Here is a 25,741-nt window from a genome sequence, read left to right on the forward strand (position 1 = left end):
TTCTATAAGGGGTCTTTTTATTGATTAATCTAAAAAATAAATAAAATATAAGTTTAGATCGAAATTATACCAATGGCACGCCATTCAATCTTTTTTCAATCTTCTTCTTTTTCTCGGTTAATCTTTTCATTACGTCCATTAAACTAGGATCCTTAGTTTCTTTATAAACTTCGTTGATGCTTAAGATAAGTGCTTTTGCCTCTCTTGATGCTTCTACTCGGTCACTAGTGGACATATTGCTCATTTTTCGACTCTCAAATTCCTGAGCTTTTTCAAGTAACTCCATGTGATGCTTTTTTTTCAAAGTTAACATAATATTCAAATTACGCAATTCTTTGTCGATTGTATATAGTTATGAGGCTATTAGATAATAGTATTTATGAACAATTTAACGAAAATGGTCAGTTTAACGTCTTTTTTTCAGGGTTGAAATGCAATTTTTATGACAGAAGAAAAATACCAACAGTTTATAATCACTTTTTAGTTGACGAAATATGAATAATTTGGGGTAATTAATTCAAAAATTAAGAATCAGTTAATAAGTTGTGCTTTAAAAAATCCTTATCTTATTTTTAAACGAAAATATTTGCTAAATCTTTAAAAAAAGATATATTTTTGTAATCGATTGCATTAAATTGAGTTATTTATAGATTTAGAGCATTCCAAGAAAGTATTCATTTAGAAATACGAGGTAATTAAGTGTATTGATCAACTTCTATTTTTGACAATGTAACTAAAAGTAAAACGTATAACATTGGTAGCTAGCAAGTCATTTATTAAGGAAGATTTTTTATTAGAAAATAAATTTTCACAAAGATTATTTCATGATTATGCTTCGCAAATGCCGATCATAGATTACCATTGTCATTTACCACCAATTGATATTGCCAATAACCGTCAATTTGAAAACTTGACTAAAATTTGGTTAGATGGGGATCATTATAAATGGCGTGCCATGCGAACTTTTGGTGTTGAAGAAAAATATATCACCGGTGATGCCTCGGCAAAAGAGAAATTTACCCAATGGGGCGGAACCGTTCCCTACACTTTAAGAAATCCGTTGTACCATTGGACTCACCTTGAGCTGCAACGTTATTTTGATATTGACATATTATTGAATGAGAATACAGCTAGTGAAATCTTTGATGAGGCTTCCTCAAAGCTGCAAACAACAGATTTCAGTTGTCATAATCTAATAACCAAAATGAATGTTGAGGTTATTTGTACAACAGAAGATCCAATTGATAGTTTAGATCATCATGTTAAAATTAAAAATAGCGGTTTTAATGTGAAAGTGTCCACTGCTTTTAGACCAGATAAAGCAATTGTAATATTTAATGAAAACTATCTGGAATATATTAATAAGTTATCTGAAGTAAGTAATGTGTCCATCGATTCCTATAAATCTTTGTGCGATGCGCTAAGCGTGCGTTTAGATTATTTTGAAGCTAATGGGTGTACCTTATCGGATCATGGCTTAAGCCATGTGCCTTTTAGAAATTTTACCGATACGGAAATAGAAGATATTTTTCAGAAAAGAAGGGCTAAAATACAGTTGACATTAGAAGAGTCTGAAAAATTTCAGACTTCTATATTGTTGTTTTTGTGTGAGCAATATCACTCCCGTGGATGGATTCAGCAATTTCATCTTGGAGCGTTACGGAATAATAATGCTAGAATGACTAGAATTCTTGGTCCTGATACTGGTTGGGATTCTATAGGCGACTATTCACAGGCAGAGACACTTTCAAAATTTTTAAATAGATTGGACTCTAAGGATAAGCTTACCAAAACCATTTTATATAACCTTAATCCAGCGGATAATGAAGTACTGGCCACTATGATCGGTAATTATAATGATGGTACCGTTAAGGGGAAAATGCAGTTTGGTTCTGGTTGGTGGTTTCTGGATCAAAAAGACGGAATGACCAAGCAGCTCAATGCATTATCCAATATGGGGCTAATTAGTTGTTTTATTGGTATGTTGACAGATTCCCGTAGTTTTCTTTCGTATCCCAGACATGAGTATTTCAGAAGAATTGTTTGTAATCTATTTGGTCAAGAAATGGAGAGGGGAGAGCTGCCTCAAGATTTTGATTTGGTAGGTAAAATCATTCAAGATATAAGTTATTATAATGCTAAAGAGTACTTCAAATTTTAAATATTAATAATCTGGTTCCTTTAAACCGTTTAAAACCATACAATGAAAAGTATACAATTGCTATCGCTACTAAGTTTGGTCATTACCTTTTTGGGTTGTGATATACAGAATGAAGCAAAGACGTTAAGGCTGGGGCATGGTTTAGATGTAAGCCATTCGGTACATAAGGCAATGGTTAAAATGGGTGAAGATCTCTTGGAGCGTTCCGGTGGTAAACTTAAACTTGAAATATACCCTAGTCAACAATTAGGAACGGAAAGAGAGTGTTTGGAGCTTTTGCAAATAGGTAGCTTAGATATGACAAAAGTTTCTGTAGGGGTATTGGAGAATTTTGCACCGAAAATGAAGGTATTGGGTCTTCCCTTTTTGTTTAGAGATCGTCAACATTCTTTCAGTGTACTTGATGGACCTATAGGCGAGCAATTATTGAACGAAGGGGAGCAATATTGGTTAAAAGGTTTGGGCTATTATGATGCCGGCAGTCGCAGTTTCTATACCATGAACAAGCCAATAGAAAAACCAGAAGATCTGGTGGGTGAAAAAATACGGGTAATGGAAAGTGCAACGGCAGTGAACATGGTCAAGGCTCTTGGGGGATCGCCAACTCCTATTTCTTGGGGTGAACTTTATACTTCTTTACAACAAGGTGTTGTTGATGGCGCCGAGAATAATCCTCCTAGTTTTTACCTGTCAAGGCATTATGAGGTTTGTAAGTACTACTCATTAGATGAGCATACGGTGCTGCCAGATGTTCTGTTAATTGGTACTTATGTATGGAATAAATTGAATGAGCAAGAGCAAAAATGGTTGAGTGCATCGGTAAAAGAATCTGTAAAATATCAGCGTGTTTTATGGGCAGAGGCAGAAGAGGAAGCTTTACGTGAAGTTCAAAAAGCTGGTGTTGAAATTATTCGACCAGATAAATCACTTTTTTCGGAAAAGGTAAAAGATATCTATGAAGGATATAAGGATGATCAGGATATATATCCGCTTATCAAACAAATTCAAGAAACAAAATAGTCTGCTATGCGAAATAAAATAGACGCCGTTTTAGGCAAAACCTTGGTGCTGATTATGTCGGTTATGGTAATTAACGTACTATGGCAAGTTTTTACAAGATATGTTACCGGTAACCCCAGTTCATTTACAGATGAGCTTGCTCGTTATTTAATGATATGGATCGGCGTTCTAGGTGCGGCATATGTGTCGGGTCGTAATCTTCATGTTGCCATTGATATTTTACCACTTAGGCAAAATGAGAAAACACAGAAAAAGTTAAAGATAATTGTAACCATTCTGGTAATACTATTTGTATTGTTCGCTTTTGTGATCGGAGGGTCTCGTTTGGTTTACATCTCATATGTACTGGGGCAACAATCACCTGCATTGCAAGTACCTCTGGCATTGGTTTATATCATAATTCCCATTAGCGGATTACTGATTATGTATTACAAAATTTCTGACCTTAAAAATATGAAATCATGATGGAGCATTTACCTATTCTAGTACTAGTGCTGAGCTTCATATGTTTGCTATCCATTGGTACGCCGGTAGCATGGAGTATCGCTATTTCTTCATTGTTGACCATGCTGGTAAGTATACCCGCAATGCCTGCATTTACAACGGTATCTCAACGGATGGCTACGGGGCTTGATAGTTTTGCCCTCTTGGCAATTCCGTTTTTTGTGCTTTCGGGCGAACTTATGAATAAAGGTGGTATAGCCCATAGGCTTATCGCCTTTGCCAAAACTTTAGTTGGTGCCTTTCCCGGTGGTTTAGCTTTAATAAATGTCATAGCCGCAATGTTAATGGGTGCTATTGCAGGGTCTGCTATGGCTTCTGCATCAGCAATGGGTAGTATACTTGGACCTGAAATGGAAAAAGAAGGCTATTCAAAAGAATTTGGCGCAGCGGTCAATATTACATCCGCTACAACTGGTTTAATAATTCCGCCTAGTAATGTGTTGATCGTTTATTCATTGGCAAGTGGGGGAGCATCTATAGCTGCCCTGTTCTTGGCTGGATACGTTCCGGGAATTATGACCGGGCTTTTTTTAATGATCGTGGCAGCTTTTTGGGCAAAAAAGAAAAAATATAAGGTAGGTAAACGTAGTAGTTTTAAACAAGTAGGTAAAACATTCATAGATGCTTTGCCAAGTCTTTTTATGCTTGTGGTAGTAATTGGCGGTATTGTAACGGGAATTTTTACCGCTACTGAAGCCTCCGCCATAGCCGTGCTGTACAGTTTAATTTTAGGTTTTATATATAAGGAAATTACCTTGCCTAAACTACCACAGATTTTATTGGATTCTTCTGCCACTACGGCTATTGTTATGTTATTGATAGGTTCATCTATGTGCATGTCATGGGCTTTGTCCTATGAAAATATTCCGCAAGATATCAGCTCTGGACTATTAAGCTTAAGTGAGAATAAAATTGTGATTCTTTTGATCATAAACTTACTATTGCTCTTTGTGGGAATTTTTATGGATATGACTCCCGCCGTTCTGATCTTTACACCGATATTTTTACCTGTGGTGACCAAGTTAGGACTTGATCCCGTTCACTTCGGTATTATTATGGTTTTGAACCTTTGTATAGGTTTATGTACACCGCCCGTAGGCTCGGTACTGTTCGTTGGAGTAGGTGTGGCTAAAACTACTATTGAAAAAGTGTTTAAACCATTATTGCCTTTGTTTATTGCAATGATCATTGCACTGTTCTTGGTCACTTATATTCCACAATTGAGCTTATGGTTACCAAGTTTATTTGATTTGTAGGATTAAAGAAGGTCTTATTGATTATGTGGGTATTGTTGAAGCTAAAAAGAATACTTCTAGAGAAATAGTCCAATAATCTTTATGTTTTGCTGGATGATTTTCTGACAATTAATTTTGCTGGCAGCACCACATTGTTCTGAACTTTTTCATTTGAATCATTTTCAATTTGTTCTAAAAAGACCTTTGCCGCCATTTTTCCCATTTCCAATGGTGACTGATCTACAGAGCTAATTGATGGTTCCATAAATTGCGTAAAGGGTTCGTTACTAAAACCTACAACGCTTAAATCTTCTGGTATTTTAATAGATTTACTTTGTAAGTATTTGACTGCACCTAACAATCCGTTGTCTGTAGATGAAAATATGGCATCTGGTGGTTCTGGTAAATTCATAAGTGTTTTTGCCGCATCTTTACCTGCCTCCATATTACTTTGCAAGGAAATTACATATTCCTTTCTAAAGGGTATGTTATGTTTTGCCAGTGCATCTTTATATCCCTTAAATCTATGTTGGTAAAGTTCAATACTTTGGTCAACGTCAAAGTGCGCAATTTTTTTACAGCCTTGTGTAATTAAATGCTCCGTTGCAACAAAACCACCTTGATAATCATCAATGGTAACAGTGCTTATTTCATTGAACCTTAAAACCCTATCAAATAGTATAAAAGGAGTACTTTTTTTAACGGTCTCCTTGAATTCATCTTTATTCTGCTCGGTAAAAGATGTAGATAATAATATACCATCTACCTGCGCATTTAACAGGTTCTGTATAATTTTCTTCTCCCGGTTTCTATCCTCATAGGTTTGCGATATAATTACATGAAAACCTTTTGGATATAGTTCATCTTCTATACCACGAATTACAGAGGCAAAGAAATTTTTATTGATGAAAGGTACTACGACCCCAACATTTTTACTTTTACCACTTTTAAGTGCTAATGCAAGCCTATTCTGTTTGTAGTTTAATTTGGTAGCGGTAGCTAGTACAAGATTGCGTGTTTTTTCGCTTATTTTAGGATTATTGTTCAAAGCCCTTGATACCGTTGCAGCGGTAATGTTCAATTCTTTTGCAATGTCGTAAATGGTAGCCTTTTTGCTCATAGAAAAATGTATGATAAATTTACGAAGATTGAATAACTTACCGTGCTCAAAAATGTCTTAAAATAGAAGGGTGTTTAAATTTTAAAACTAAAGCCTTTCTCTACTTTTTTATGATATTTATTTTGATCGAATTCAAATAGAAAAGCACCTTTTTTAGAGGAGCTCATATCTTTCTCTTTCAACTTTGTCAATAGATCCAATGAGTTGAATTTGTTAATGAAGTTTCGCTTATCCAGTTCGGTATCCAAAATAGCTTCGTAAAGCTTTTGGAGCTGTCGCATCGTAAATTTTTCTGGTAAAAGTTCAAACCCAATAGGCTTACAACTTATTCTATTTCTTAAAAGAGTCAATGCTTCTTTGACCATAATATTATGGTCAAAAATCAATGTAGGTATATCTTTTATGTCAAACCATTTAATCGGATTTTGCCTCAGTAATTCTTTACAATGGTGTTCTATATTTATAAGGGCAAAATAGGTTACCGAAATGGTTCTTTCTTTCGGATCACGGTCTATTTTAGAATAACAATGAACCTGTTCCATATATACATTATTCAAGCCTGTTAAGTTCTTTAATACACGGGCAGCTGCTTCTTCTAGGTTTTCTTGCATTTTAAGAAAACCACCAATAAGTGACCATTCTCCTTTAGCTGGTTTAAAGTCTCGTTCAACGAGCAAAATTTTTAATTCTTCTTGATAAAATCCAAAAATTATACAATCTATAGCAAGTAGTACTTTGTCCTCTTTGCGATAATTATTCAAAACCATTATTCATTTTTTGCGAACCTAAATTAATGAGTTTCAATTGAACTGAACCACGTTTTTGGTAGAAAAGGTCTATAGTTTTTTCTATAGTTGGCTATTAATAAATGTGTTAGTTGTTTTTTAAAGGCTTTAATTTGCCTTGCAAATGGTTTTTTATATCTAGATAATATTACGGGAGCAAGTGAAAAACGCAGGGAGAACTAATTTTGGAATAAAACCTGAAAATGTTAATCTGATGTTTGTATTTTTTTATTTAGAATCATTTAAAATTAGTTCGATTTAAAAAATAAAAACAAGTCTCCCTAATTATTGTAAGAAGTTCGTTTTCATTAATTTATGAATATTTGTCACATATTATTATGAAATTGATTAATATATCTAAGTATTTGGTGTTGATTATTGCTATTTTGACAATATATTTAGATTTCAACATGGAATATGTTAAGGGGATTTGGCAAAATGATAAAATTTCAATGAGGATTAAAAAAAGTAATTATGGTGTTACGGTAAATAAGGAGAAGGTAGAGTTATACAAACTGTATAATTTGAACGGAATTCAAGTAAGCATTATAACTTTTGGAGGAAGAATAACAGCTGTTGAAACTCCTGATAAAGATGGAAATATTAAGAATGTTGTTTTAGGTTTCAAAAACTTGGAGCAGTACGAAAAACCTAACCCATATTTTGGAGCTCTTGTTGGAAGATATGGAAATCGTATTGCAAAAGGGAAATTCATCTTAAACAATTACGAATATCAACTAGCAAAAAATAATGGTGAAAATAGTCTACATGGTGGTGTGGTAGGTTTTGATAAAGTGGTTTGGAAAGTTGAAGATATTCAGGAAAATAAAACCTCGGCTTCTTTAAAACTTAGTTACTATAGTAAAGATATGGAAGAGGGTTTTCCCGGTAATTTAAAAACAACGGTCACCTACACGCTTAATTCTGATAACAGTCTTGATGTTTTATACGAAGCAACTACAGATAAAACTACCATTGTAAACCTTACACAACATTCCTATTTTAATCTTTCGGGCGATTTCTCTCAACCTATAATTGATCATGTTGTGGATATCAATGCAGACAAGTTTGTGCCAGTGAATGCTTCGCTGATTCCTACAGGTGAGTTGGCAGCTGTGGATGGTACACCGTTCGATTTTAGAATACCAAAATTGGTGAGTGAAGCTATAAACATGAACAACAATCAAATTACTTTAGGTGGTGGTTTTGATCATTGCTGGGTGTTGAACAATTCTGATAAAAGGTATAGGCGTGTAGCAAAGGCATATCACCCAGAATCGGGCAGAGGTGTTGAAGTAATTACGGATCAACCAGGTATGCAATTTTATACAGGAAATTTTTTAGATGGTAAGCTACCAAGACCAAACGGGGGTTTTTACGCAAAAAGAAGTGGCTTTTGTTTTGAAACCCAACATTTTCCAGATGCACCAAATCAACCAAGTTTTCCTTCTGTAGTACTAACTCCGGAAGAAAAATACCTGACAAAAACCACCTTCAAATTCACAGTTAAATAAACCATACCATGCAACAGTTAGACCATTTAGATTGGATCAGTATTTCACTCTACTTTTTATTACTTGTAGGTGTAGCCATATGGGTAATCAGAAAAAAAGAAGATAATACGGAAGATTACTTTTTAGCCGGCAGAAACGTTGGCTGGTTTGTAGTAGGTGCTTCAATATTCGCATCAAACATTGGCTCAGAACATGTCGTCGGTTTAGCTGGCACGGGAGCAAGTAATAAATTGCCCTTGCTTATTTATGAGATACATGCCTGGGTTGTATTAATGCTGGGTTGGGTGTTTTTACCATTTTATGCTAGGAGTGGCGTGTTTACTATGCCAGAATTTTTAGAGAAACGTTTTGATGCTAGATCTAGATGGGTATTATCTGTTTTCTCTATTGTTGCATATGTGCTAACAAAAATATCGGTGACCATTTATGCAGGTGGTGTGGTAGTTTCTGCATTATTGGGTATAGATTTTTGGACGGGAGCCATAGCTACGGTCATATTAACAGGACTTTATACTGTTTTGGGCGGTATGCGGGCAGTGGTATATACAGAAACGTTACAGGCAATTTTATTAGTGGTTGGCGCTGCTGTATTAACGTTCATTGGGTTAGATAAAGTTGGTGGATGGGGAAGTATGGTAGAAACCTTGGGACCAGAATATTTTAATATGTGGAGACCGGCGACCGATCCGGATTTTCCTTGGCCTTCATTGTTCATTACAAGTACTATAGTCGGTATATGGTATTGGTGTACAGACCAATATATTGTACAGCGCACATTAACGGCAAAGAACATAAAAGAAGGAAGGAGAGGTACCATATTTGGAGCATTGTTAAAATTATTACCTGTTTTTTTGTTTTTGATACCAGGAGTTATTGCATTGACGTTGAAAATGCGAGGAGAATTACATTGGGAGAGTGCAGATGAAGCATTTCCGGTGTTAATGAGTAATTTGTTGCCATCAGGCCTTAGAGGTCTTGTGGCCGCAGGGTTATTGGCAGCTTTAATGAGTTCTTTGGCTTCGGTATTTAATTCATGTTCTACCTTGTTTACAGTTGATGTATATAAGAAATTACGTCCTAATACACCAGAGAAAAAACTGGTGAGAACAGGACAAATAGCTACTGTTTTTGTGGTGATTATAGGTATTATTTGGATTCCGATAATGGCAAATATTTCAGGAGTGTTATATGAATACTTACAAAGTGTACAATCTTATATTGCACCACCCATTACTGCTGTGTTCTTATTGGGGATTTTTTATAAGCGAATTAATGCTACGGGAGCTTTTGCAACCCTTATCATGGGGATTCTAGTAGCCTTTTTTAGAATTGCGTTAGAGTTGCTTAAAGATAATTTTGATTCCGATGGGATATTATATTATCTGGGGGATATGAATTTCTTGACTTTTGGTGCTTGGTTCTTTTTATTCTGTTTAATCTTTTTGGTAGTAGTTAGTTTATTAACGAAATCGCCTGATAAAGAGCAAATAGTCAACCTAACATTTGGTACTATAACCGAGGAAGAAAAGAATAAAAATAAGAATAGCTATAATTGGATCGATATTGCCGTTTCTATTTCTATTGTATTGATCGTAATAGGTATTATGGTGTTCTTCAACGGAAAATAACAACTTGGTTTACTAGTATAGAAAGTGGCCCCTATTTTAGGTGGCACTTTTTTTTAAAAAATAGATGTGCATTATAAATAATTGCAATAGAGATAAAGAATTGATTTTTAGAAAATTAATTTTAAAGCACTAAAAAAAATACACATGCAAAAACCAAATAAAAGACTCGTAGGACAAACCTGTATCATCACCGGTTCTAGTGATGGTATTGGTGAAGCGGTTGCCAAAGCAATGGGAATGGAAGGAGCCAATATTGTTGTTAATTATCATAGTAGTAAAGTGGAAGCTGAAGAGGTTGCACATTGGATCAGTGAAAATTCTGAATGTGGTGATGCCATTGTGGTTAAATGTGATGTTAGCAAGGAGGATGAGGTGCAGAGTATGTTTAAAAAAACGATATCAAAATTTGGTACTGTTGATGTATGTGTAGCCAATGCTGGTTTACAATTAGATCACCCATTGCATGAAATGCCATTATCTGATTGGCAGCGAGTGATAGATGTAAACCTTACCGGTCAATTTCTTTGCGCAAAAGAGGCTATAATAGAATTTAAGAGAAGGGGAATGCGACCTGATATTTCCAATTCATTGGGGAAATTAATTCATATGAGTTCTGTACATGAAGTAATACCATGGGCCGGTCATGCTAATTATGCAGCAAGTAAAGGTGGTTTGGTCATGCTAATGCAAACTATTTGTCAGGAATACGGACCGGATAAGATACGTTGTAACTCCATTGCACCCGGTGCTATTAAAACAGATATCAATAAGGACGTATGGAGTACCCAAGAAGGTAGAGATGGCATGTTAAAATTAATACCTTATAAGCAAATTGGAGTGCCCGATGATATAGGAAGTGTAGCAAGCTGGTTGGCATCAGATGAATCTGAATATATAAACGGAACTACCATTTTCGTCGATGGGGGTATGACCTGTTATCCAGGTTTTACAGCTAATGGGTAACATATAGATCAAAAAGCCAAGTACATTTCCTTGGCTTTTTGATTTAATTGATATGAGATTTTTTTAATTATTCCCAATTGGGCATGTATCCATTGGTAAATAAAATTTCATTATCTAAAATATCAATAACATCTAACTGTTTACGAACAATGCTTTTCTCTGAAATTCCGTCGTTGGAAGTATATGTGAAAATAACATAACCACCATTTGGTGCATATTTGGCATCTAGGTTATTGAACCCTGTTGGTTTTTGTGTATCTAATTCTGTGGACGTACTTGTTGTTAAGTCATACTCAAAAATTCTTGAATCTAGCTGACGGTATTGTGCATTTTCCGTATTTGAAACATCTCTTGTGTATAAAATCTTATTTCCATCCAAAGAATAATCAACTCCGCCTAGGGCACCTGTAATTCCTGTTAATATGGTTTGGGTGCCAAGACCGGAATTAGGGTTTACGATTCTCAACTGCGCATTGTACCCATCAGAATTGTTAAGTTTTAATACAATTTGTTCATTTGCCGGATTGGTAGCGACTTCTGTAATAAATTCTTCGTTTAGAGCTTCATACACCATTCTATTTCCAGATCCATCAATGTTAATGGTATATAATCTATTGAAATTGGAATAATAAATTGACCCGCCATTATTGTGCCATGCGTACTCCATTTCATCTTGTCTAAATCCGGCAATCGGTATTTCTTGCGTTAATTGTTTTTGGTTGGTTCCATCTAAATTCATGGTAAACAAGTGAGATTCACCACCAGTAGTTCTAATAAATGCAACTTTTTCCGCTAATCTATTAGCTTTGGGTCTATATGAGTTTAAATTGTCAGTTGTTAATTGAATTTCATTCTGATTAATATCTTGATCGTTAACACCTACTGGCTCGCCGCCTGAAAATATTACATTATTTCCGTTTATGTTTCTTACAAATAGAAACCTATTAGATTCAACACCTTCTAACTGAAAGTTGCTGATTTTACTTTGTACTGGTGTTGTAATATTATCACTTGCGGTCACCTGCCAAAAATAAGTAGCACCGATCGCCAAATTCTCAACAACTAAAGTGGTGTCTGTAACGGTACTGTAAATTTGAGTTTCACCTGTACTTCCGTTTCGTAGTTCTAGGGTATAGTTGATATCATCATTATCATTACTTGCCGAAGACCATATAAATTCAACAGGATCAGGAACTTTTATTTGATGATCTGCCGGGTAATACAACTCAGGTACTAAGGGTTGTAAATTTGATGATGATGTACTATCCATTTCAAAAATTATGGTTGTTGACTTGTCAATAAATATGCTGGCTGCTTCAAAAGAGGTTTCAAAATTATCCTTTTCAGCTTGTACTGAATAGTCGCCAACTAATATGTCTTCAATCTTAAAATTTCCTTCACTATCAGTAAATACAGTGGTAGAAGCTGGGTTGGTAGTAATTTTTACATTTTCAAGTGGTGCGTTAACACCATTGGTAACCACTTTGCCATCTAGTGATCCAAATGTTTGGTCCCCTAAAGTGTCTTCTTCACATGACAAAAACAATAATGAGAAGCAAAGTGCTGTATAATAGTATATGTTCTTAAAATGAGTCATCAGTTGCGCAATTTGATTGTTAAAGTTTTTTTCCAATTCTAAATTCCATTCCTATGCTAAAATTGTAATAGAAATCATCACGTTTTCCATTAACAATGTCATCAATGGTATCACTAGTGGTATGATTGTTTTCAGCACTAATAAAAAAGGAAACCTTTGGGTTTATGTTGTATTTGAGGGCAAGACCATATTGTAAGTTAATTCCTGAACTGTCTTCAGTAAGATTTGGATCTGGTGATCTTATATCAAAAATACCACCAGCACCAGCATAGATGTATGGTGTTAATTTGTCTAGTGGAAGAAAAGTGTAACCCAAGGTTACATTCCCGCTCATATATTCTTTATAAAAATCTTGACCGCCCCTAAAATAAAAGTAGTCGCCCTTTAGACCAATGTCCAATTTTGGAGATAAGTAATGACTGTATTGAAAGCCACCCCCAAAACCAAATGATTTATTGGTAAAATCTCCGTTGAATATTGGAGCATTCCCTTTTACGTTAATTCCAGATTTTAATACTTCGTTTGCTTGCGTACGATTATATAAAAGTGTTGATTCTTCTTCCTGCTTTCTTAAATTGTATGTTGAAACTAAAGAATCATTTTTAACCGTTCCTTCTGCAGTGCTCCAAAGATTATCTTCTACGCCCTCTATAATTAAGGATTCCACGGCGTTTTCAATAGCATTTTGTATAGCTAATTGAATAGGTTCATTTTTGGTGATTCCGGTTTCAACTTCCAATAAACGTTGAAATTTTACATACTTAAAAAGGCTAGCGTCAATAGCTTGGGATAGTATGGTTTTAGATACATAAACTGTTTTTAGTATTTTACCGTTAGAGGTAGATACTGCCCTTAAGTAAATTGTAATTCTGTCTTGTCTGTATTGAGTAGATCCACCAACACCAAAGTAGCGGGCTCCATATCCACCGGTGATGATATTGGTGTCATAAGAAATTATGCCACCTTCTAATAAAATACCGGCATATAGTAATGGAGGTAAATTGGGTTTGTTGCTTTGATCACCTGTATATTCTTGCCTGGTAGACCTAATGATATTTCGTTCGTTCAAGAGGTTTGAGAGGTTTTCCCTTTCAATAGGTGTAAACCATTTAGAATCTTCCAATGCTTTTATAAGCATTGTGGTAGCTCCTTGTGGTACTGCTGTACTAAAGGTACTCGCGTTTTCTACACTTTTATATTGGCCAGTTTGATCTTTAAAATTATAAACACCTACAACTATTGGTTCATTGGGTAAGGGCAGATTTTTTAATGAAGCAGATTCTGTTGTGGTCTCTCCAATTCTTGAGGTACTTGGTGCAACCGGTTGGTTGTAATATGCTCCACAACTGCTTAAAAGAGTAAGTGAAGCTATGATATAGAATTTTCGCATTAATGTCATGAAAGTTTGGTTAATTGGGTACGATAATTTGTGTTTGCTCACCGGTAGAAGTATCTAAAATGTTAATAACAAGACCTTCGCCAGATTCAAATACTTCAAGTAATAAACTGCCCACATTGAAAGTTCCGGGTTCAAGTCCATCACCAAGTTCAGAATCGAATACGGAACGGGTAAGTTGGCTGAGTAGTTGTCTATTTAGACTCTCTTGAAAATCTTCTAACTCAGAACTGTCATTATTAAAATTGTTATCGGCTGTAAAGGAATTTTGGGCATTTGCCGAACTCAGTAACCACTGATAATTAAAGGTTTCTCCTCCAAAATTGGGATTTTTGGGAGTATATACAAATTGTTGTGAATAGCAACACCCTGCTACACCTAAAAATAGTATTATAAATATGGTATTCTTCATAATTAATATTGGATTGTATTCTGCATAATGGCTTTATTTTGCTGAAAATAGTAATTGACCCTTGCTATGGATTGATCTACCATTTCTTTGATATATGAACTTCGTGGGTTTAAAAAGAATTGAACGACCAAGTCATCTCCTGCAAAAATTTGAATCTGCGTATTACCCCCAATGGCCAGTACCTCATCAACTTTTACTATTTTATTGCCCTTTATGTTATTAGTGTTATATGCTAAATAGAACATTTGGTAAAAATCTCTGCCAGGTTTAGTTTTGGTATTCTCGAATACTAAACCGGTAAGTAAATCAATATCTTGCGCTTGTTGACTTTCTTGTTGCTCGGTGGATTTTTCCTTACCAATTACCTTGGGCTTCATTTCATCTTCTCCTTCAAAACCATTGATTACCATACGGTCTTTGCCTATAACTTTTTCATCTTCATAAATTAAAATAAAGATAATTGTGCGATCACCCTGACTAAGGTCTAGACTTGCAGTACTAATGTTTTTTTGTTCTCCAGGTTCAATAACAAAGTATTGTTCGTCTTCAAATTGGGTTATTGATGAGTTTAATTTTTTGTTTTTGGTGATTAAGGCTTTATAACTCAAACTCTTCTTTAAGGTTGTTTTATTATAAGCGGAAAAGGTGATGTTTGTTAGTACATTTTCATTGGTAATAGTTATTTGTGCTTCCACCTCCCTGTTAAACTGAGCTAGTAGTAAAAACGGTAGAGCAATAAATGCTACTGTGAAAATGAGGGATTTTTTATTCAATGCTATAGTTAGTTTTTAATAATGTCCTTAATGGTCAATAGTTTTTGTTGCTGTGCTACTTGAATTTTCATAGAGTTGAAAACGGTTAAAACAACCCTGGTTTGGTCTTTTCCTTCAAAATTTAAGGTTGTAGTAGATAGTGTTTTTATTTCATTAGGTTTAATAGTAAAAGTTCCGCTTTGACTGTTATTACTTTTGCTTCCTGTATTACTTATTTTTTGAACATTTAAAGAGTAGTTCAAGTTTTGAATTTCTGAAGTGTTGTTATGGCAAACCCCACTAATTGAAACCAAATTATTCTGTTGTGTTCTAAGTTTTATGTCAGTGGTTATATTGTCATTTTCTTGGGCGGTACCAAAATTCAATGAAAATAATAGCAGAGATAAAACGTATAATTTTTGGGGCATTGTTGGTTAAGATTTTAGTTTACATTTCTGATGATTAAACTTTGTGAACCATTATCCATTGTGATTCTCATTTTATCGACTATGCTATTGCTTCCTTCAATAACCAGATTTTGACCATTGCCGTTTTGTTCAATAGTTCTTTCTAAAAGTTGTTTGTTATTAAAGGTATTGTATTCTATAAGTGTGTTATTGTTCCCCATCTGAGTTACAGAATAATCTATTATCTCAGCTTTTAGTTTTAAATCAATATTGTTGTTATTACCAAATTGATTTAACTGAACATCACTTACTGTCGATTGCGTGGATATTTCAGAGTAATTGTTGTTACCAATTTGCTGAATGAAAATTCCAGAATTTGAAATTTTATGATTAGACGAAGTCATGGCTTCAATAGATTGCTCTGAAAAGTAATCTAAATATTGACTATTGTTTACTATGAGTTGTAAGTCGTTAGATCTGTTTTTAATAATGCCTTGAGCGTGACTTAAATTAAAAAAGGAAAATATTAAAATTATAGGCAATGATTGACGAATTTTCATATGCAAATATGTTTTAAAACAGCTACGAAACTTAATAACTTGTTTCGTAGCTATTCTTTTAACAAACTATTTGGTGAGATTAATTTCCTTGTGTTATATTAGAAATATTCCCCATACCAGTTTGGTTAATATTACTTATTTGACCCATTCCTGTTTGAGTTACATTAGCTCTATGAGCACCTGTACCTCTTTGAATGATTTCACTTAAGTGACCCATTCCTGTTTGAGTTACATTTGCTACACTAGCATTTGCTATACCTCCTGATGTATCTTGATCAATAGTACTTGTACTTGCAGATCCTCTTTGAGTTACATTGGCTCTATCATACTCACCACTCTGAATTACCAAACTGCTGTGATCTTGTCCATATTGATTTACATTTGCCCTATTTTCTAATCCAGAAACTTGAACAACATAACTAGTTTGAGTCATTCCTCTTTGGGTAATATTTGCTCTATCGTTCCCAAAAGACTCTTGAGAAATATCACTTAAGTGATCACTTCCCACCTGATCAACATTGGCATATGCATCAAATCTTGTTTGTTCAATTGTACTGGTATTGGTACTACCAATTTGACTGACGAATGCAGTATTGCTATCAGGTGTGGAATCAGCGAATGTTCCTGTTGCAGTTTGATTTATCTCGGAACTGTTAGATGTCCCATCTTGGAAAGATTCTGCAACATTATTTATCGCTGTACCTGTTGTGGTTATGTAAGAAAGATTTTCATTACCTCGTTGGTCAATGTCAGCTCTATTGTTATCTCCCTCGGTTAAAATAAAACCTTCGTTAAGATTACCATTTTGATCAATATTTGCTCTGTTACTATTGCCAGAAATTTCTACAGCATTAGGGTCACCAGACCATATATGCCCAGAATTTGGACCATTATTGTTATCTGTTCCTCTCTGATTTACATTAACGATGTTTTCATCACCTGCTATATCTAAAGTTGCATTGTTAGTTGTACCTCTTTGATTAACATTTGTACGATTTGAAGTGGCACTTAAACCAGCTACTTCAGTTACTTGATTGTTAGATGTACCATTTTGAAGAACTTTGGTATTATTCAAATCACCATAAACTCTAACTACACTTCTTTGATCTTGCCCTCGTTGCTCAACATTGGAGTTGTTGTCGGCCCCATTTTGACTAACATTACTGTTGTTGTTCTGAGCCATTACAAATGACCCCATTGCTAGTGCCATGGCACTTAAGACTACTTTTTTCATAAAATTTGATTTTAATATTAATTATTGGTTAAACTCTTTGTGGGTATTTCTAACTAGTAGAAATAAGAATTAAACAAAAACTAATAAAGCAAGGGGGGTATGCCTTTTTAGATGAAACTAAAAGTCATTAGGTAATTTTAAAAGTACGGGGGGAAAGCTTTACGGGGGATAAACTCGTGCAATAAAAAATAATTAACTAATTATTTTAAATTTCAGTTGCTTATCAATTCTGATAGCAAGTTTATTGGTTTCAACGATTATTTGTTAAAATAATCGATAAAACGCAAGATTAACAGATAAACAACATTTGTATTGATTTTTTGTTGAAATCATAAAATTTAGACTTAAAATTGGATAATAAATTAAAGTTATTATAATTTTAAATAATTGTCAAATTGTTAAAACTGTCGTCAACGTACTTAAAACAAAAAAACCACCCAGTATGGGTGGTTTTCAATTTTCTCAAGAAAGAAATATTATTTCATCAATGGCTTGTAATCAAATTTTTGCCCACCTACAGATGCATCTGCCATTAAACCGGCCTTTGGTAAAGCAAAAACGGCAACACCATCTCTGTATTTTGCATTTACAGCAACACCAGATTTAAGTGCAACTGCAGAAGCTTCAGCAGAAAACTCAAAGTCTCCTTCTTTAAACTCGGCTAAATCTTCAGCGGTTTCAAAAAAGATTACTTCCGTAATTGCTTGTCCGCCTGCTTGTAGACCTACACTTAATTTTTTTAGGTCGGCCATACCAACTTTTTCGCCATTTTCATATACGACACCATTCCCCGATGCTCCACCAATTATGAAACCTCCTTTTCCAACGTTAGGAAAAACTACATATCCTGCAGAGTTATTAAAGAACTGGTCTAAGCCAACATCCATTGTCATTAATTTTTCCTTTGCATTTTCGGCATCTTTAATTACTTTTTTGTCCTTACTGCTTTGTGCATTTACTCCAACGGCTACAAATAAAATAGCTGCTAATGTTATAGATTTTAAAATTTTCATCTGTTCTAGTTTTATAAATTAATTAGAATTGTTTCTATACCACAAAGTTAATTTGAAAGGCAGGTATTGTTTGTTGTTATCCACATAAATATTGATTCAAATGCATGTTAAATATTTGTGAATCAGTTAATTATAAGTTAAAAATTGAGATTTTATTTATTTTGAAGTAGCTAAATGATTTGTGCACAGCATTTTAAATGCTTTCAATATTTCTTAAATATTTGTTAATTTAAAGTTTTGGTTTTATATTCATGACATATTAAAAGGAGATAATAATGGAAAAGCAAGAATATTTTTTTGATTCTAAAATGATAGCTAACCTTTTAATAGCTCTGGCATTACTTTTATCAGCTGCTTATTACATAAGTAATGCTAAGGAAATTGAAGAAGAGGTAAATACAGTAATTGTATCCTCTCTTAAAGATGTTAGTAATAGCTTGGCTGAACAAGAGACAACTAGAAAATAATTGTAATTTCTGACCATTACCAAAGCTACAGGTGAATAATCTGTAGCTTTTTTTATTGCCTATTTTTTGCCAATTATGACATTTGCAACCAGCGCAGCTATAATCATAAGTATTCCTATAAGGCTCCAAATAGAATAAATATCTCCAAACCAAAATATGCCAACCATAATAGTGAAGATAACTTCAATATATTTTAATGGTGCCACTAAATTTGTTTGTGCAATTTGAAATGCTTTGGTCATGAAAACTTGTCCAAAGAATCCAAAAATCCCTAAACTTAATAATAAAAGCCAGTCTATTCCTGTTGGGGTAATCCAATTGTTTATACTTAACAACCCGCCTATTACGGTACCTGTAAACATAAAGTAATTTACAATGACCATTGGGTGGTCATTGTTTCCAATTTTTCTAATAAGTACATAAACCAGACCACTAAATACGGACGCTGCCAAAACCAAAAGTAAACCTGTTGAATTAATAGTGTTGTCAAAACCTTTAAGGACTAAAACTCCGCCAAAAGCAAAAAGAAATAACAACCACTGAATAGGTTTTAGTTTCTCTTTAAGTAATAATACTGCAAAAATAGCGGCATAAATAGGTGCAAGATATCTTAACGATACTGCTGTGCCAACAGGTAAATATTGTAAAGACATAAAAAACAAGCTCATAGCGGTTAATCCCGCAAGAGCTCTAAATATCATGAACCTACGATTGTTACCCAATATTGGGATTTTCTTGATTATTATGTATGATGTTCCTAAAATTAAAGAGCCAATGGTTCTGAAGAATACAATTTCAAAGGTGGGAAAATGGCTTAGGTATTTTACGAACGAGTTCATTAAACTAAATGAAAACGTACTAATGATCATAAACAAAATGGCCTTCTTCACAGTTCAAAATTATCAGTACAAAGGTAAATGCCTGTATTTGAAATCTTCTAGTTAAACGCTGATAATTACATTTCTAATTAAAGTTTTATCACTTTGATAATATAACATACTTGAAAGAAGTTGTTCTATAGAATTAGAGTAGTTTCTTCATTAAACTAAGAATAAAACCGATCATTTCTTGACATTTTAATGTCCTTCAAATTAATTAAGGGAAGTTTTAATTTTAAAGGTCTTGAAATTTGACAGAATTATTTTATGGTAATTGTTATAATAGCCACAATGGTAGGGAAGTTTTTGATAATTCCCTTAACTTGGCGGTAGAATGCAGATACATTGTAGCTAGTACTGATGAATAATAAAAACTTAATTTCAATTATACAAATACAGATAAAATGAACGAATTATTATCCTTAAAAGATAAAAATTATGCACTTTCAGGTGGAACAGGAACCTTAGGTGGATCCATTGCTCAATATTTAGTTGAAAATGGTGCTAAAGTTTTATTGTTAGGAAGATCAGAAGATAAATTAAAGGATAAGCAGAACGAGCTGAATGCGCTGGTACCAAATAGTACATTCGTTTTTAAGGTCGATGTCATGGACGAGTCTGAACTTGTTAAGCTGAAAAATAAAATAAAAGCTGATTTTAAACATCTTGACGGACTAGTAAACCTAGCTGGCGGTAATATTCCGGGAGCAACCTTAAAGCCAGACCAAACAATTAGGGATATTTCTATGGGTGATACTAGAAAGGTTGTCGATATCAATTTATTCGGTACGGTTATACCAACTGTAATTTTAAGTGAATTAATGGTAGAGCAGCGCTATGGCTCAATTGTTAATATTTCTTCAATGGCTGCAAAACAAACTATTTCTAGAGTTCTTGGGTATTCAATGGCCAAGAGTGCAGTGGATATTTTCACCAAATGGATGGCCAATGAACTGGCTTCCAAACATGGAGATAAAATTAGGGTAAACGCCGTTGCGCCAGGGTTTTTTATAGGCAATCAAAATAGACGTCTATTGACCAATGAGGACGGTTCTTTTACCGAAAGAGGTAACAGTATTATTAAAAATACTCCAATGGGTAGATTTGGCGATGCGTCTGAGTTAAATGGTATGGTTCATTACTTGCTTAGTGATGCATCTAGTTTTGTAACCGGTAGTATTTTTGATGTGGATGGTGGCTTTACTTCCTTTTCTGGAGTGTAAATGCAATTTTTAAAGTTTGGCTATTCTTGTAATCGATTACCTAATTTACCATTAATTTTCATGCGCTTAATTTTTTATAGTTTACTTGTTTTCTTCTGTCTTTTAATCTCTTGTAATTCAGGTTATGATGAAACAGAAGTGTCTTTAGATTCATATGTTGTAGAGGACGGTTTCAACTTAAAGGTTTTGGCGGCAGAACCACTTCTCAAAGCTCCTGTTGCCATAGATTTTGATGCTAAAGGTAGAATTTGGGTAGCGCAAATGCCTGGGTATATGAACGATCTTCAAGGGTCTGGTGAAGAGGAACCTTCCGGCAGTATTGTTATTCTTGAAGACTTGGATAAAGACGGTGTCGCAGATCATTCTAAAATATTTATGGATAGTTTGGTAATGCCTCGGGCCTTGGCGCACGTTTATGGTGGTTTACTGTATGTAGAACCTCCATATTTATGGTTTGTGGATATTGAAAATGATAAGCCGGTAAACAAAGTTATGGTTGATTCAATTTATGCGGTTGAAGGCAACCCGGAACATCAGCCAAACGGATTGGAACTGAATATTGATAATTGGATATATAATGCAAAGTCCAATTTTAGATATCGAAGAATTGATGGTGTTTGGAAAAAAGAACCCACTACCTTTAGAGGGCAATGGGGCATTACCCACGATAATTTTGGCCGACTTTACTATAATGATAATTCTAGAATTTTATTGGGAGATTATGTGTTGCCAAATACGCTGATAGATAACCCATATTATACACCTAAAGCTAGCGTAGATAAACTATTGACCAATGATCAAAGGGTGTATCCTGCTTTTGCGGGGTCTGTAAATAGAGGGTATGCAAAGGGAGTTTTGAATGCAGATAGCTTACTCGTCAATGCTACGGCAGCTTGTAGTCCATTGGTTTATAGAGGAGGGAGCTTTACTCAATCTTATTCCGAGAATGTTTTCGTATGTATTCCTGAAGGGAATTTGATAAAGCGTTTGCGTTTAAACTTTATGGGAGATGCTACCAAAGCAGAACAAGTTTGGCAGAATAAGGAATTTATAACCTCTTTAGATGAAGGGTTTAGACCGGTAAGCTTAAAGAACGGTCCCAATGGTAGCATGTATGTGGTAGATATGCATAGAGGTATGATTGGGCATCATGCATATATGAGTCCGTATCTACGGGATAAAGCAAAGGCTAAAGAGTTGGATACCATTGTTAACTTCGGAAGGATTTTTAAGGTATCTCATAATAATGCAACTAGTAATAGTTTAACGGATTTTGATTCCTTAAATGCTAGTGAATTGGTCTCTTTGCTACAAAGTGATAATGGATGGATTCGTGATCGTGCCCAGCATTTTTTAATCTTTAAGGAGCTGAAAACGGTTATTGACGATGTTAAAGACCTTGCATTGAACAAAAAGAATCCTTTAGGTCAACTACATGCACTTTACGTTTTGGAAGGCTGGAATGCCTTGTCCTTCGATTTTCTTGTAAGTGTTATTGAAGAAAGTAATAGTGATGTAGCTTCTCATGCTTTGGTGATTTCAAAGGATTTTATTTCAGAAAAGGCAATTGAACAGGCAAGTCATATTTTTAAGAGTGCTTTAGATAGGAATGAATTAGGTTTAGATGCATACCTAGCCAATGTTCTAGGTCACTGGGTTAAAATTAATAATCATCGATTTCAGCCTTTGTTGACCAAAATCTTAAAGCGAAGGGAGATGAATACCACTGTAATAGATGCTGCAATCAGTGGGTTGGAAAAGGTAGATACCGTTTTATATAATGATTCGGTCATAAAGAACAACCTCAAAAACACCCCTTTCCTCAGTAAACTTGAAAATGCCATTACCAATAGAAAATCTGATAAGAAGAATGATATCTATACACTTGAAGTAGTACGTGAAGATACGCGTACTAGTGGATCTAAAATGTTTTTTCAAATTTGCGCCTCGTGTCACGGTGCAGATGGTAAAGGTATAGATGGTTTGGCACCACCACTTATGGGATCTGAGCATGTTAAGAATACAGAGCGTTTGGCATTGATTATATTACACGGGCTGGAAGGTCCTGTTCATGTAAATGGAGAACGTTATGATATAAATTTGGCAATGCCCGGACTTATTAGAAATGAATCTATAAGCGATCAAGATATTGCCAATATTATATCATATGTAACCAATGCTTTTTCTGATCGATCCAGAAGTTTAAGCAACAAGCGAATTAGTGAGTTGCGAAACGTAAAATCCTCTACGGGGATGGAGTTTACCGAACCGGAATTACAAGCTTTAGATAAAAAATAGAACTATTTTAAGCTTTTTCTAATTCCCATTTCCAAACCTCTTAATTCCGCTAAACCTCTAAGTCTACCAATGCCAGAATACCCCGGATTGGTTTTCTTTCTAAGGTCGTCTAACATTTTATGGCCGTGATCGGGGCGTAAGGGCATTCTAGTGTCATTACGACCAGCGGCTTTTCTTTTATTTTGCTCATTGATCAACGCTTTCATTACCGAGTACATATCAACATCACCTTCTAAATGATTCGCTTCATGAAAATTACCATCGGCATCGCGCTGTGTACTACGTAAATGAATAAAGTGAATTCGGTCTCCTAAACGGTCTACCATGCCCGGTAAATCATTGTCTGGTCTCACACCAAAAGATCCTGTACAAAATGTTAATCCGTTATTAGGGCTGTCTACGGCTTTATAAAGATCAACGATATCTTGTTCCGTACTTACCACTCGTGGTAAACCTAAGATAGGAAAAGGCGGGTCGTCTGGATGAATACACATACGAATACCCGATGCTTCGGCTACCGGAATAATTTCAGATAAAAAATCAAATAGATTTTTTTTCAATTCTTTAGGCCCTATGGCATCATAGGTTGCTAAAATTTCATTGAATTCTTTTAATGTGTACCCTTCTTCAGCGCCAGGTAAACCGGCTATTATGTTACTGATAAGCTTTTTTTTGTCCGCTTCTGAAAGCGTTTGAAAATAGGCTTTGGCAGCATTTTTTTGTGTCTCGGTATAGGTGTTTTCCGCTCCGGGTCTTTTTAACAGATATAATTCAAAGGCAGCAAAGGCATTAGCTTCAAACCGAAGCGCGGTAGAGCCATCTGCCACTTCGTAATCTAAATTGGTACGTGTCCAATCTAAAACGGGCATAAAATTGTAGCAAACCGTATCTATGCCACATTGTCCAAGATTGGTAATAGTTTGTTTGTAGTTGTCGTAATAAGTTATATAATCTCCTCTTTGAGTCTTTATTTGCTCATGAATTGGAACACTTTCTACGACCGACCACGTTAAGCCGGCAGCTTCAATAGTGTTTTTTCGCTTCATTATTTCATCTACGGACCATATAACTCCGTTGGGAATATGGTGTAATGCGCTAACAATTCCTGTTGCACCTGCTTGTTTTATATCTGATAACGATACTGGATCATTTGGTCCGTACCAACGCCATGTTTGTTCCATTCTTTTAAATAAGTTTCTAAGATAATATATTAGAATTACACATCTTTTATTTCCCAACCTGGCTCATAGGTTCTAGACCATAATTTCATGGCTTCTCTATTAAAAATACGACCTGTAGCTTCATCAACTTCAAATGAATCATCTATTCTAGTAGCTATGTTTGCATAATGTGTTAGCATTTGGCTAATAGCACCCTCATCTATAGGAGAGGTTAATTCGGCTTTTCCCCTAATGGCATCAAAGAAGTTGACAGTGTGTAAAGTTGACATATCGCCACCACCACCTAGTGCAGTACCTGCTTCTTCACCGGAAGAAAGGTTTTCTTTAATGAAATTTCCTTTTTGGTCAAATAACTTATAACCGCCGCGATCAATATATGCAGTACCTTCTGAACCTGAAACTATGGTGCCTCTACCATATTTATTGCCAAATTTATGATATCCGGTTCTACTATTTCCATCCCACTTAATAGTTTTGTTTCCAGCGAATTTAAAAGTTGCTTCCATTGTGTCATACATTTCCCATCCATCATCTTTATAATGATACTTGCCAGCATCTACAGATACGTGTTCCGGATAGGTAACACCCAATGCCCACCTTGCAATGTCAAGTTCATGGGTGGCATTGTTGCCCATTTCTGCGGTACCATAATCCCATCCGTACCAATGCCAATTATAATCCCAAGTGTTGTCCGTGTACGCTCTTCTTGGAGCCGGTCCTTGAAAAAGTTCCCAATCTAAACCTTCTGGCGGGTTTGCCTTGGTTTGGTGGGGTACACGACCTCTTGCACTAATATAGAATGCGGTTGCCTTATAAACATCACCAATAACGCCGTTGTGTATATCTCTTATAATTTCTTGAGATTCTAGGGCAGATCTTTGCTGGTTGCCCATTTGCACTACTTTATCAAATTTCTTTTGATAGGCAACCACCAACTCACCTTCGCGCGGGTTATGGCTACAAGGTTTTTCTAAATAAACGTGTTTGCCGGCCTGCATTGCCATACAGGCACCTGGTGCATGCCAATGATCTGGCGTGGACATAAATATGGCATCAACATTTTTATCGTCCAATATTTTTCTGATGTCGTTCTCCAATTTTGGTTTGCTGCTAATTTTAGAGGCTACTTCTGTGGCAGCTTTGTCTCGCTGACTTTTCATTACATCACATAAATAGGTAAGCTCAACATTATTTTTTTTGTGTGCTATAGCAGGTATATAGGCACCATACCTTCTACCTAAACCTTGAATAGCTACATGAATTCTATCGTTTGCACCTATTATTTTAGAATAGCTCTTTGCTGTCATCGCATTTGCGGTACCACTGGCTATCGTAGCCCCAACTGCACCCAAAGCTGTTTTCTTAATAAAATTTCTTCTGTTTGAACTCATCG

General features: G+C 35.1%; 24 protein-coding genes. 10 read left to right on the forward strand and 14 right to left on the reverse strand.

Annotated features, from left to right (window positions below; translation table 11 throughout):
- Positions 1-64 precede the first annotated feature (64 nt).
- Positions 65-286 carry a hypothetical protein gene (locus tag B2Z27_RS07955; protein WP_058104301.1) on the reverse strand — a complete coding sequence of 74 codons (222 nt, stop codon included), beginning with the start codon at positions 284-286 and terminating at the stop codon, positions 65-67.
- A 468-nt stretch (positions 287-754) separates the two neighbouring features.
- Between B2Z27_RS07955 and uxaC the strand changes: the two genes are divergently transcribed.
- The 4 genes from uxaC to B2Z27_RS07975 are packed head-to-tail and all read left to right on the forward strand — an operon-like array spanning position 755 to position 4,941.
- Positions 755-2,161, forward strand: a complete 1,407-nt coding sequence (gene uxaC / locus B2Z27_RS07960; RefSeq protein ID WP_286813266.1) for a glucuronate isomerase — start codon at positions 755-757, stop codon at positions 2,159-2,161.
- Between the two features lie 42 nt (positions 2,162-2,203).
- Positions 2,204-3,181 (forward strand): TRAP transporter substrate-binding protein, encoded by a 978-nt coding sequence (locus B2Z27_RS07965; RefSeq protein ID WP_286813267.1) that lies wholly within the window; start codon positions 2,204-2,206, stop codon positions 3,179-3,181.
- 6 nt (positions 3,182-3,187) lie between these two features.
- Complete coding sequence (locus tag B2Z27_RS07970) at positions 3,188-3,646, forward strand: TRAP transporter small permease (RefSeq protein ID WP_058103630.1); 459 nt, start codon at positions 3,188-3,190, stop codon at positions 3,644-3,646.
- On the forward strand, positions 3,646-4,941 hold the full coding sequence (locus B2Z27_RS07975) for a TRAP transporter large permease (RefSeq protein ID WP_058104300.1): 1,296 nt from the start codon (positions 3,646-3,648) through the stop codon (positions 4,939-4,941). Before B2Z27_RS07970 ends, B2Z27_RS07975 begins: the two co-directional genes overlap by 1 nt.
- Positions 4,942-5,020: 79 nt before the next feature.
- Here the strand turns inward: B2Z27_RS07975 and B2Z27_RS07980 are convergent, their stop codons facing one another.
- Both B2Z27_RS07980 and B2Z27_RS07985 read right to left on the reverse strand, forming a co-directional pair.
- Positions 5,021-6,040 carry a LacI family DNA-binding transcriptional regulator gene (locus B2Z27_RS07980; protein ID WP_286813269.1) on the reverse strand — a complete coding sequence of 340 codons (1,020 nt, stop codon included), beginning with the start codon at positions 6,038-6,040 and terminating at the stop codon, positions 5,021-5,023.
- A 74-nt stretch (positions 6,041-6,114) separates the two neighbouring features.
- Complete coding sequence (locus tag B2Z27_RS07985; protein WP_215996379.1) at positions 6,115-6,807, reverse strand: NUDIX hydrolase; 693 nt, start codon at positions 6,805-6,807, stop codon at positions 6,115-6,117.
- A 470-nt stretch (positions 6,808-7,277) separates the two neighbouring features.
- Here B2Z27_RS07985 and B2Z27_RS07990 point away from each other — a divergent pair, with 470 nt between their 5' ends.
- The 3 genes from B2Z27_RS07990 to B2Z27_RS08000 all read left to right on the forward strand — a co-directional run bounded on the left by B2Z27_RS07990 (position 7,278) and on the right by B2Z27_RS08000 (position 10,930).
- Positions 7,278-8,339: an aldose epimerase family protein gene (locus B2Z27_RS07990; protein WP_339631852.1), complete on the forward strand. Its 1,062-nt coding sequence runs from the start codon at positions 7,278-7,280 to the stop codon at positions 8,337-8,339.
- An 8-nt stretch (positions 8,340-8,347) separates the two neighbouring features.
- On the forward strand, positions 8,348-9,967 hold the full coding sequence (locus tag B2Z27_RS07995) for a sodium:solute symporter (protein ID WP_286813271.1): 1,620 nt from the start codon (positions 8,348-8,350) through the stop codon (positions 9,965-9,967).
- 144 nt (positions 9,968-10,111) lie between these two features.
- Positions 10,112-10,930 carry an SDR family oxidoreductase gene (locus tag B2Z27_RS08000; RefSeq protein WP_286813272.1) on the forward strand — a complete coding sequence of 273 codons (819 nt, stop codon included), beginning with the start codon at positions 10,112-10,114 and terminating at the stop codon, positions 10,928-10,930.
- 67 nt (positions 10,931-10,997) lie between these two features.
- Here B2Z27_RS08000 and B2Z27_RS08005 read toward each other — a convergent pair whose 3' ends face one another.
- From B2Z27_RS08005 to B2Z27_RS08040, 8 genes are all read right to left on the reverse strand, one after another.
- Positions 10,998-12,527: a carboxypeptidase-like regulatory domain-containing protein gene (locus B2Z27_RS08005; protein WP_286813273.1), complete on the reverse strand. Its 1,530-nt coding sequence runs from the start codon at positions 12,525-12,527 to the stop codon at positions 10,998-11,000.
- Between the two features lie 19 nt (positions 12,528-12,546).
- A complete protein-coding gene (locus tag B2Z27_RS08010; RefSeq protein ID WP_286813274.1) occupies positions 12,547-13,926 on the reverse strand; it encodes a CsgG/HfaB family protein in 1,380 nt (459 codons plus the stop codon).
- A 10-nt stretch (positions 13,927-13,936) separates the two neighbouring features.
- Entirely contained in the window at positions 13,937-14,335 is a 399-nt protein-coding gene (locus B2Z27_RS08015; RefSeq protein ID WP_286813275.1) for a curli production assembly/transport component CsgF, read from the reverse strand.
- Positions 14,336-14,337: 2 nt separating this feature from the next.
- A complete protein-coding gene (locus B2Z27_RS08020; RefSeq protein WP_286813276.1) occupies positions 14,338-15,108 on the reverse strand; it encodes a CsgE family curli-type amyloid fiber assembly protein in 771 nt (256 codons plus the stop codon).
- Positions 15,109-15,116: 8 nt separating this feature from the next.
- On the reverse strand, positions 15,117-15,515 hold the full coding sequence (gene csgH, locus B2Z27_RS08025; protein ID WP_286813278.1) for a curli-like amyloid fiber formation chaperone CsgH: 399 nt from the start codon (positions 15,513-15,515) through the stop codon (positions 15,117-15,119).
- Between the two features lie 14 nt (positions 15,516-15,529).
- Positions 15,530-16,054 carry a hypothetical protein gene (locus B2Z27_RS08030; RefSeq protein WP_286813279.1) on the reverse strand — a complete coding sequence of 175 codons (525 nt, stop codon included), beginning with the start codon at positions 16,052-16,054 and terminating at the stop codon, positions 15,530-15,532.
- Positions 16,055-16,133: 79 nt separating this feature from the next.
- Complete coding sequence (locus B2Z27_RS08035; protein WP_286813280.1) at positions 16,134-17,288, reverse strand: hypothetical protein; 1,155 nt, start codon at positions 17,286-17,288, stop codon at positions 16,134-16,136.
- A 476-nt stretch (positions 17,289-17,764) separates the two neighbouring features.
- Complete coding sequence (locus B2Z27_RS08040; RefSeq protein WP_286813281.1) at positions 17,765-18,301, reverse strand: lipid-binding SYLF domain-containing protein; 537 nt, start codon at positions 18,299-18,301, stop codon at positions 17,765-17,767.
- Positions 18,302-18,576: 275 nt separating this feature from the next.
- Between B2Z27_RS08040 and B2Z27_RS08045 the strand changes: the two genes are divergently transcribed.
- Positions 18,577-18,768 (forward strand): hypothetical protein, encoded by a 192-nt coding sequence (locus B2Z27_RS08045; RefSeq protein WP_286813282.1) that lies wholly within the window; start codon positions 18,577-18,579, stop codon positions 18,766-18,768.
- 59 nt (positions 18,769-18,827) lie between these two features.
- Here the strand turns inward: B2Z27_RS08045 and B2Z27_RS08050 are convergent, their stop codons facing one another.
- Complete coding sequence (locus tag B2Z27_RS08050; RefSeq protein ID WP_286813283.1) at positions 18,828-19,658, reverse strand: DMT family transporter; 831 nt, start codon at positions 19,656-19,658, stop codon at positions 18,828-18,830.
- Between the two features lie 392 nt (positions 19,659-20,050).
- Here B2Z27_RS08050 and B2Z27_RS08055 point away from each other — a divergent pair, with 392 nt between their 5' ends.
- Complete coding sequence (locus tag B2Z27_RS08055) at positions 20,051-20,869, forward strand: SDR family oxidoreductase (protein WP_286813284.1); 819 nt, start codon at positions 20,051-20,053, stop codon at positions 20,867-20,869.
- Positions 20,870-20,929: 60 nt separating this feature from the next.
- Positions 20,930-23,167 carry a DUF7133 domain-containing protein gene (locus B2Z27_RS08060; RefSeq protein ID WP_286813285.1) on the forward strand — a complete coding sequence of 746 codons (2,238 nt, stop codon included), beginning with the start codon at positions 20,930-20,932 and terminating at the stop codon, positions 23,165-23,167.
- A 2-nt stretch (positions 23,168-23,169) separates the two neighbouring features.
- Here the strand turns inward: B2Z27_RS08060 and uxuA are convergent, their stop codons facing one another.
- Positions 23,170-24,348 carry a mannonate dehydratase gene (uxuA, locus tag B2Z27_RS08065; protein ID WP_286813286.1) on the reverse strand — a complete coding sequence of 393 codons (1,179 nt, stop codon included), beginning with the start codon at positions 24,346-24,348 and terminating at the stop codon, positions 23,170-23,172.
- Positions 24,349-24,383: 35 nt separating this feature from the next.
- On the reverse strand, positions 24,384-25,739 hold the full coding sequence (locus B2Z27_RS08070) for a Gfo/Idh/MocA family protein (protein ID WP_286813287.1): 1,356 nt from the start codon (positions 25,737-25,739) through the stop codon (positions 24,384-24,386).
- Positions 25,740-25,741 lie beyond the last annotated feature (2 nt).

The sequence above is a fragment of the Maribacter sp. UBA3344 genome (genome assembly GCF_002362375.1).
GTDB classification, from domain to species: Bacteria; Bacteroidota; Bacteroidia; order Flavobacteriales; family Flavobacteriaceae; genus Maribacter; species Maribacter dokdonensis.

Bases quoted from the DNA above. Each gene is read 5' to 3' on its own strand.
- B2Z27_RS07990 (WP_339631852.1), top strand. From the start codon at position 7,278: ATGAGGATTAAAAAAAGTAATTATGGTGTTACGGTAAATAAGGAGAAG.
- B2Z27_RS07965 (WP_286813267.1), top strand. From the start codon at position 2,204: ATGAAAAGTATACAATTGCTATCGCTACTAAGTTTGGTCATTACCTTT.
- B2Z27_RS08000 (WP_286813272.1), top strand. From the start codon at position 10,112: ATGCAAAAACCAAATAAAAGACTCGTAGGACAAACCTGTATCATCACC.
- B2Z27_RS08035 (WP_286813280.1), bottom strand. From the start codon at position 17,288: ATGAAAAAAGTAGTCTTAAGTGCCATGGCACTAGCAATGGGGTCATTT.
- B2Z27_RS07970 (WP_058103630.1), top strand. From the start codon at position 3,188: ATGCGAAATAAAATAGACGCCGTTTTAGGCAAAACCTTGGTGCTGATT.
- uxuA (WP_286813286.1), bottom strand. From the start codon at position 24,348: ATGGAACAAACATGGCGTTGGTACGGACCAAATGATCCAGTATCGTTA.
- B2Z27_RS08055 (WP_286813284.1), top strand. From the start codon at position 20,051: ATGAACGAATTATTATCCTTAAAAGATAAAAATTATGCACTTTCAGGT.
- B2Z27_RS08060 (WP_286813285.1), top strand. From the start codon at position 20,930: ATGCGCTTAATTTTTTATAGTTTACTTGTTTTCTTCTGTCTTTTAATC.
- B2Z27_RS08005 (WP_286813273.1), bottom strand. From the start codon at position 12,527: ATGACTCATTTTAAGAACATATACTATTATACAGCACTTTGCTTCTCA.
- B2Z27_RS08015 (WP_286813275.1), bottom strand. From the start codon at position 14,335: ATGAAGAATACCATATTTATAATACTATTTTTAGGTGTAGCAGGGTGT.
- B2Z27_RS07985 (WP_215996379.1), bottom strand. From the start codon at position 6,807: ATGGTTTTGAATAATTATCGCAAAGAGGACAAAGTACTACTTGCTATA.
- B2Z27_RS07955 (WP_058104301.1), bottom strand. From the start codon at position 286: ATGGAGTTACTTGAAAAAGCTCAGGAATTTGAGAGTCGAAAAATGAGC.
- B2Z27_RS08070 (WP_286813287.1), bottom strand. From the start codon at position 25,739: ATGAGTTCAAACAGAAGAAATTTTATTAAGAAAACAGCTTTGGGTGCA.
- B2Z27_RS08040 (WP_286813281.1), bottom strand. From the start codon at position 18,301: ATGAAAATTTTAAAATCTATAACATTAGCAGCTATTTTATTTGTAGCC.
- B2Z27_RS08030 (WP_286813279.1), bottom strand. From the start codon at position 16,054: ATGAAAATTCGTCAATCATTGCCTATAATTTTAATATTTTCCTTTTTT.
- B2Z27_RS08010 (WP_286813274.1), bottom strand. From the start codon at position 13,926: ATGACATTAATGCGAAAATTCTATATCATAGCTTCACTTACTCTTTTA.
- B2Z27_RS07975 (WP_058104300.1), top strand. From the start codon at position 3,646: ATGGAGCATTTACCTATTCTAGTACTAGTGCTGAGCTTCATATGTTTG.
- B2Z27_RS07980 (WP_286813269.1), bottom strand. From the start codon at position 6,040: ATGAGCAAAAAGGCTACCATTTACGACATTGCAAAAGAATTGAACATT.
- B2Z27_RS08045 (WP_286813282.1), top strand. From the start codon at position 18,577: ATGGAAAAGCAAGAATATTTTTTTGATTCTAAAATGATAGCTAACCTT.
- B2Z27_RS07995 (WP_286813271.1), top strand. From the start codon at position 8,348: ATGCAACAGTTAGACCATTTAGATTGGATCAGTATTTCACTCTACTTT.
- csgH (WP_286813278.1), bottom strand. From the start codon at position 15,515: ATGCCCCAAAAATTATACGTTTTATCTCTGCTATTATTTTCATTGAAT.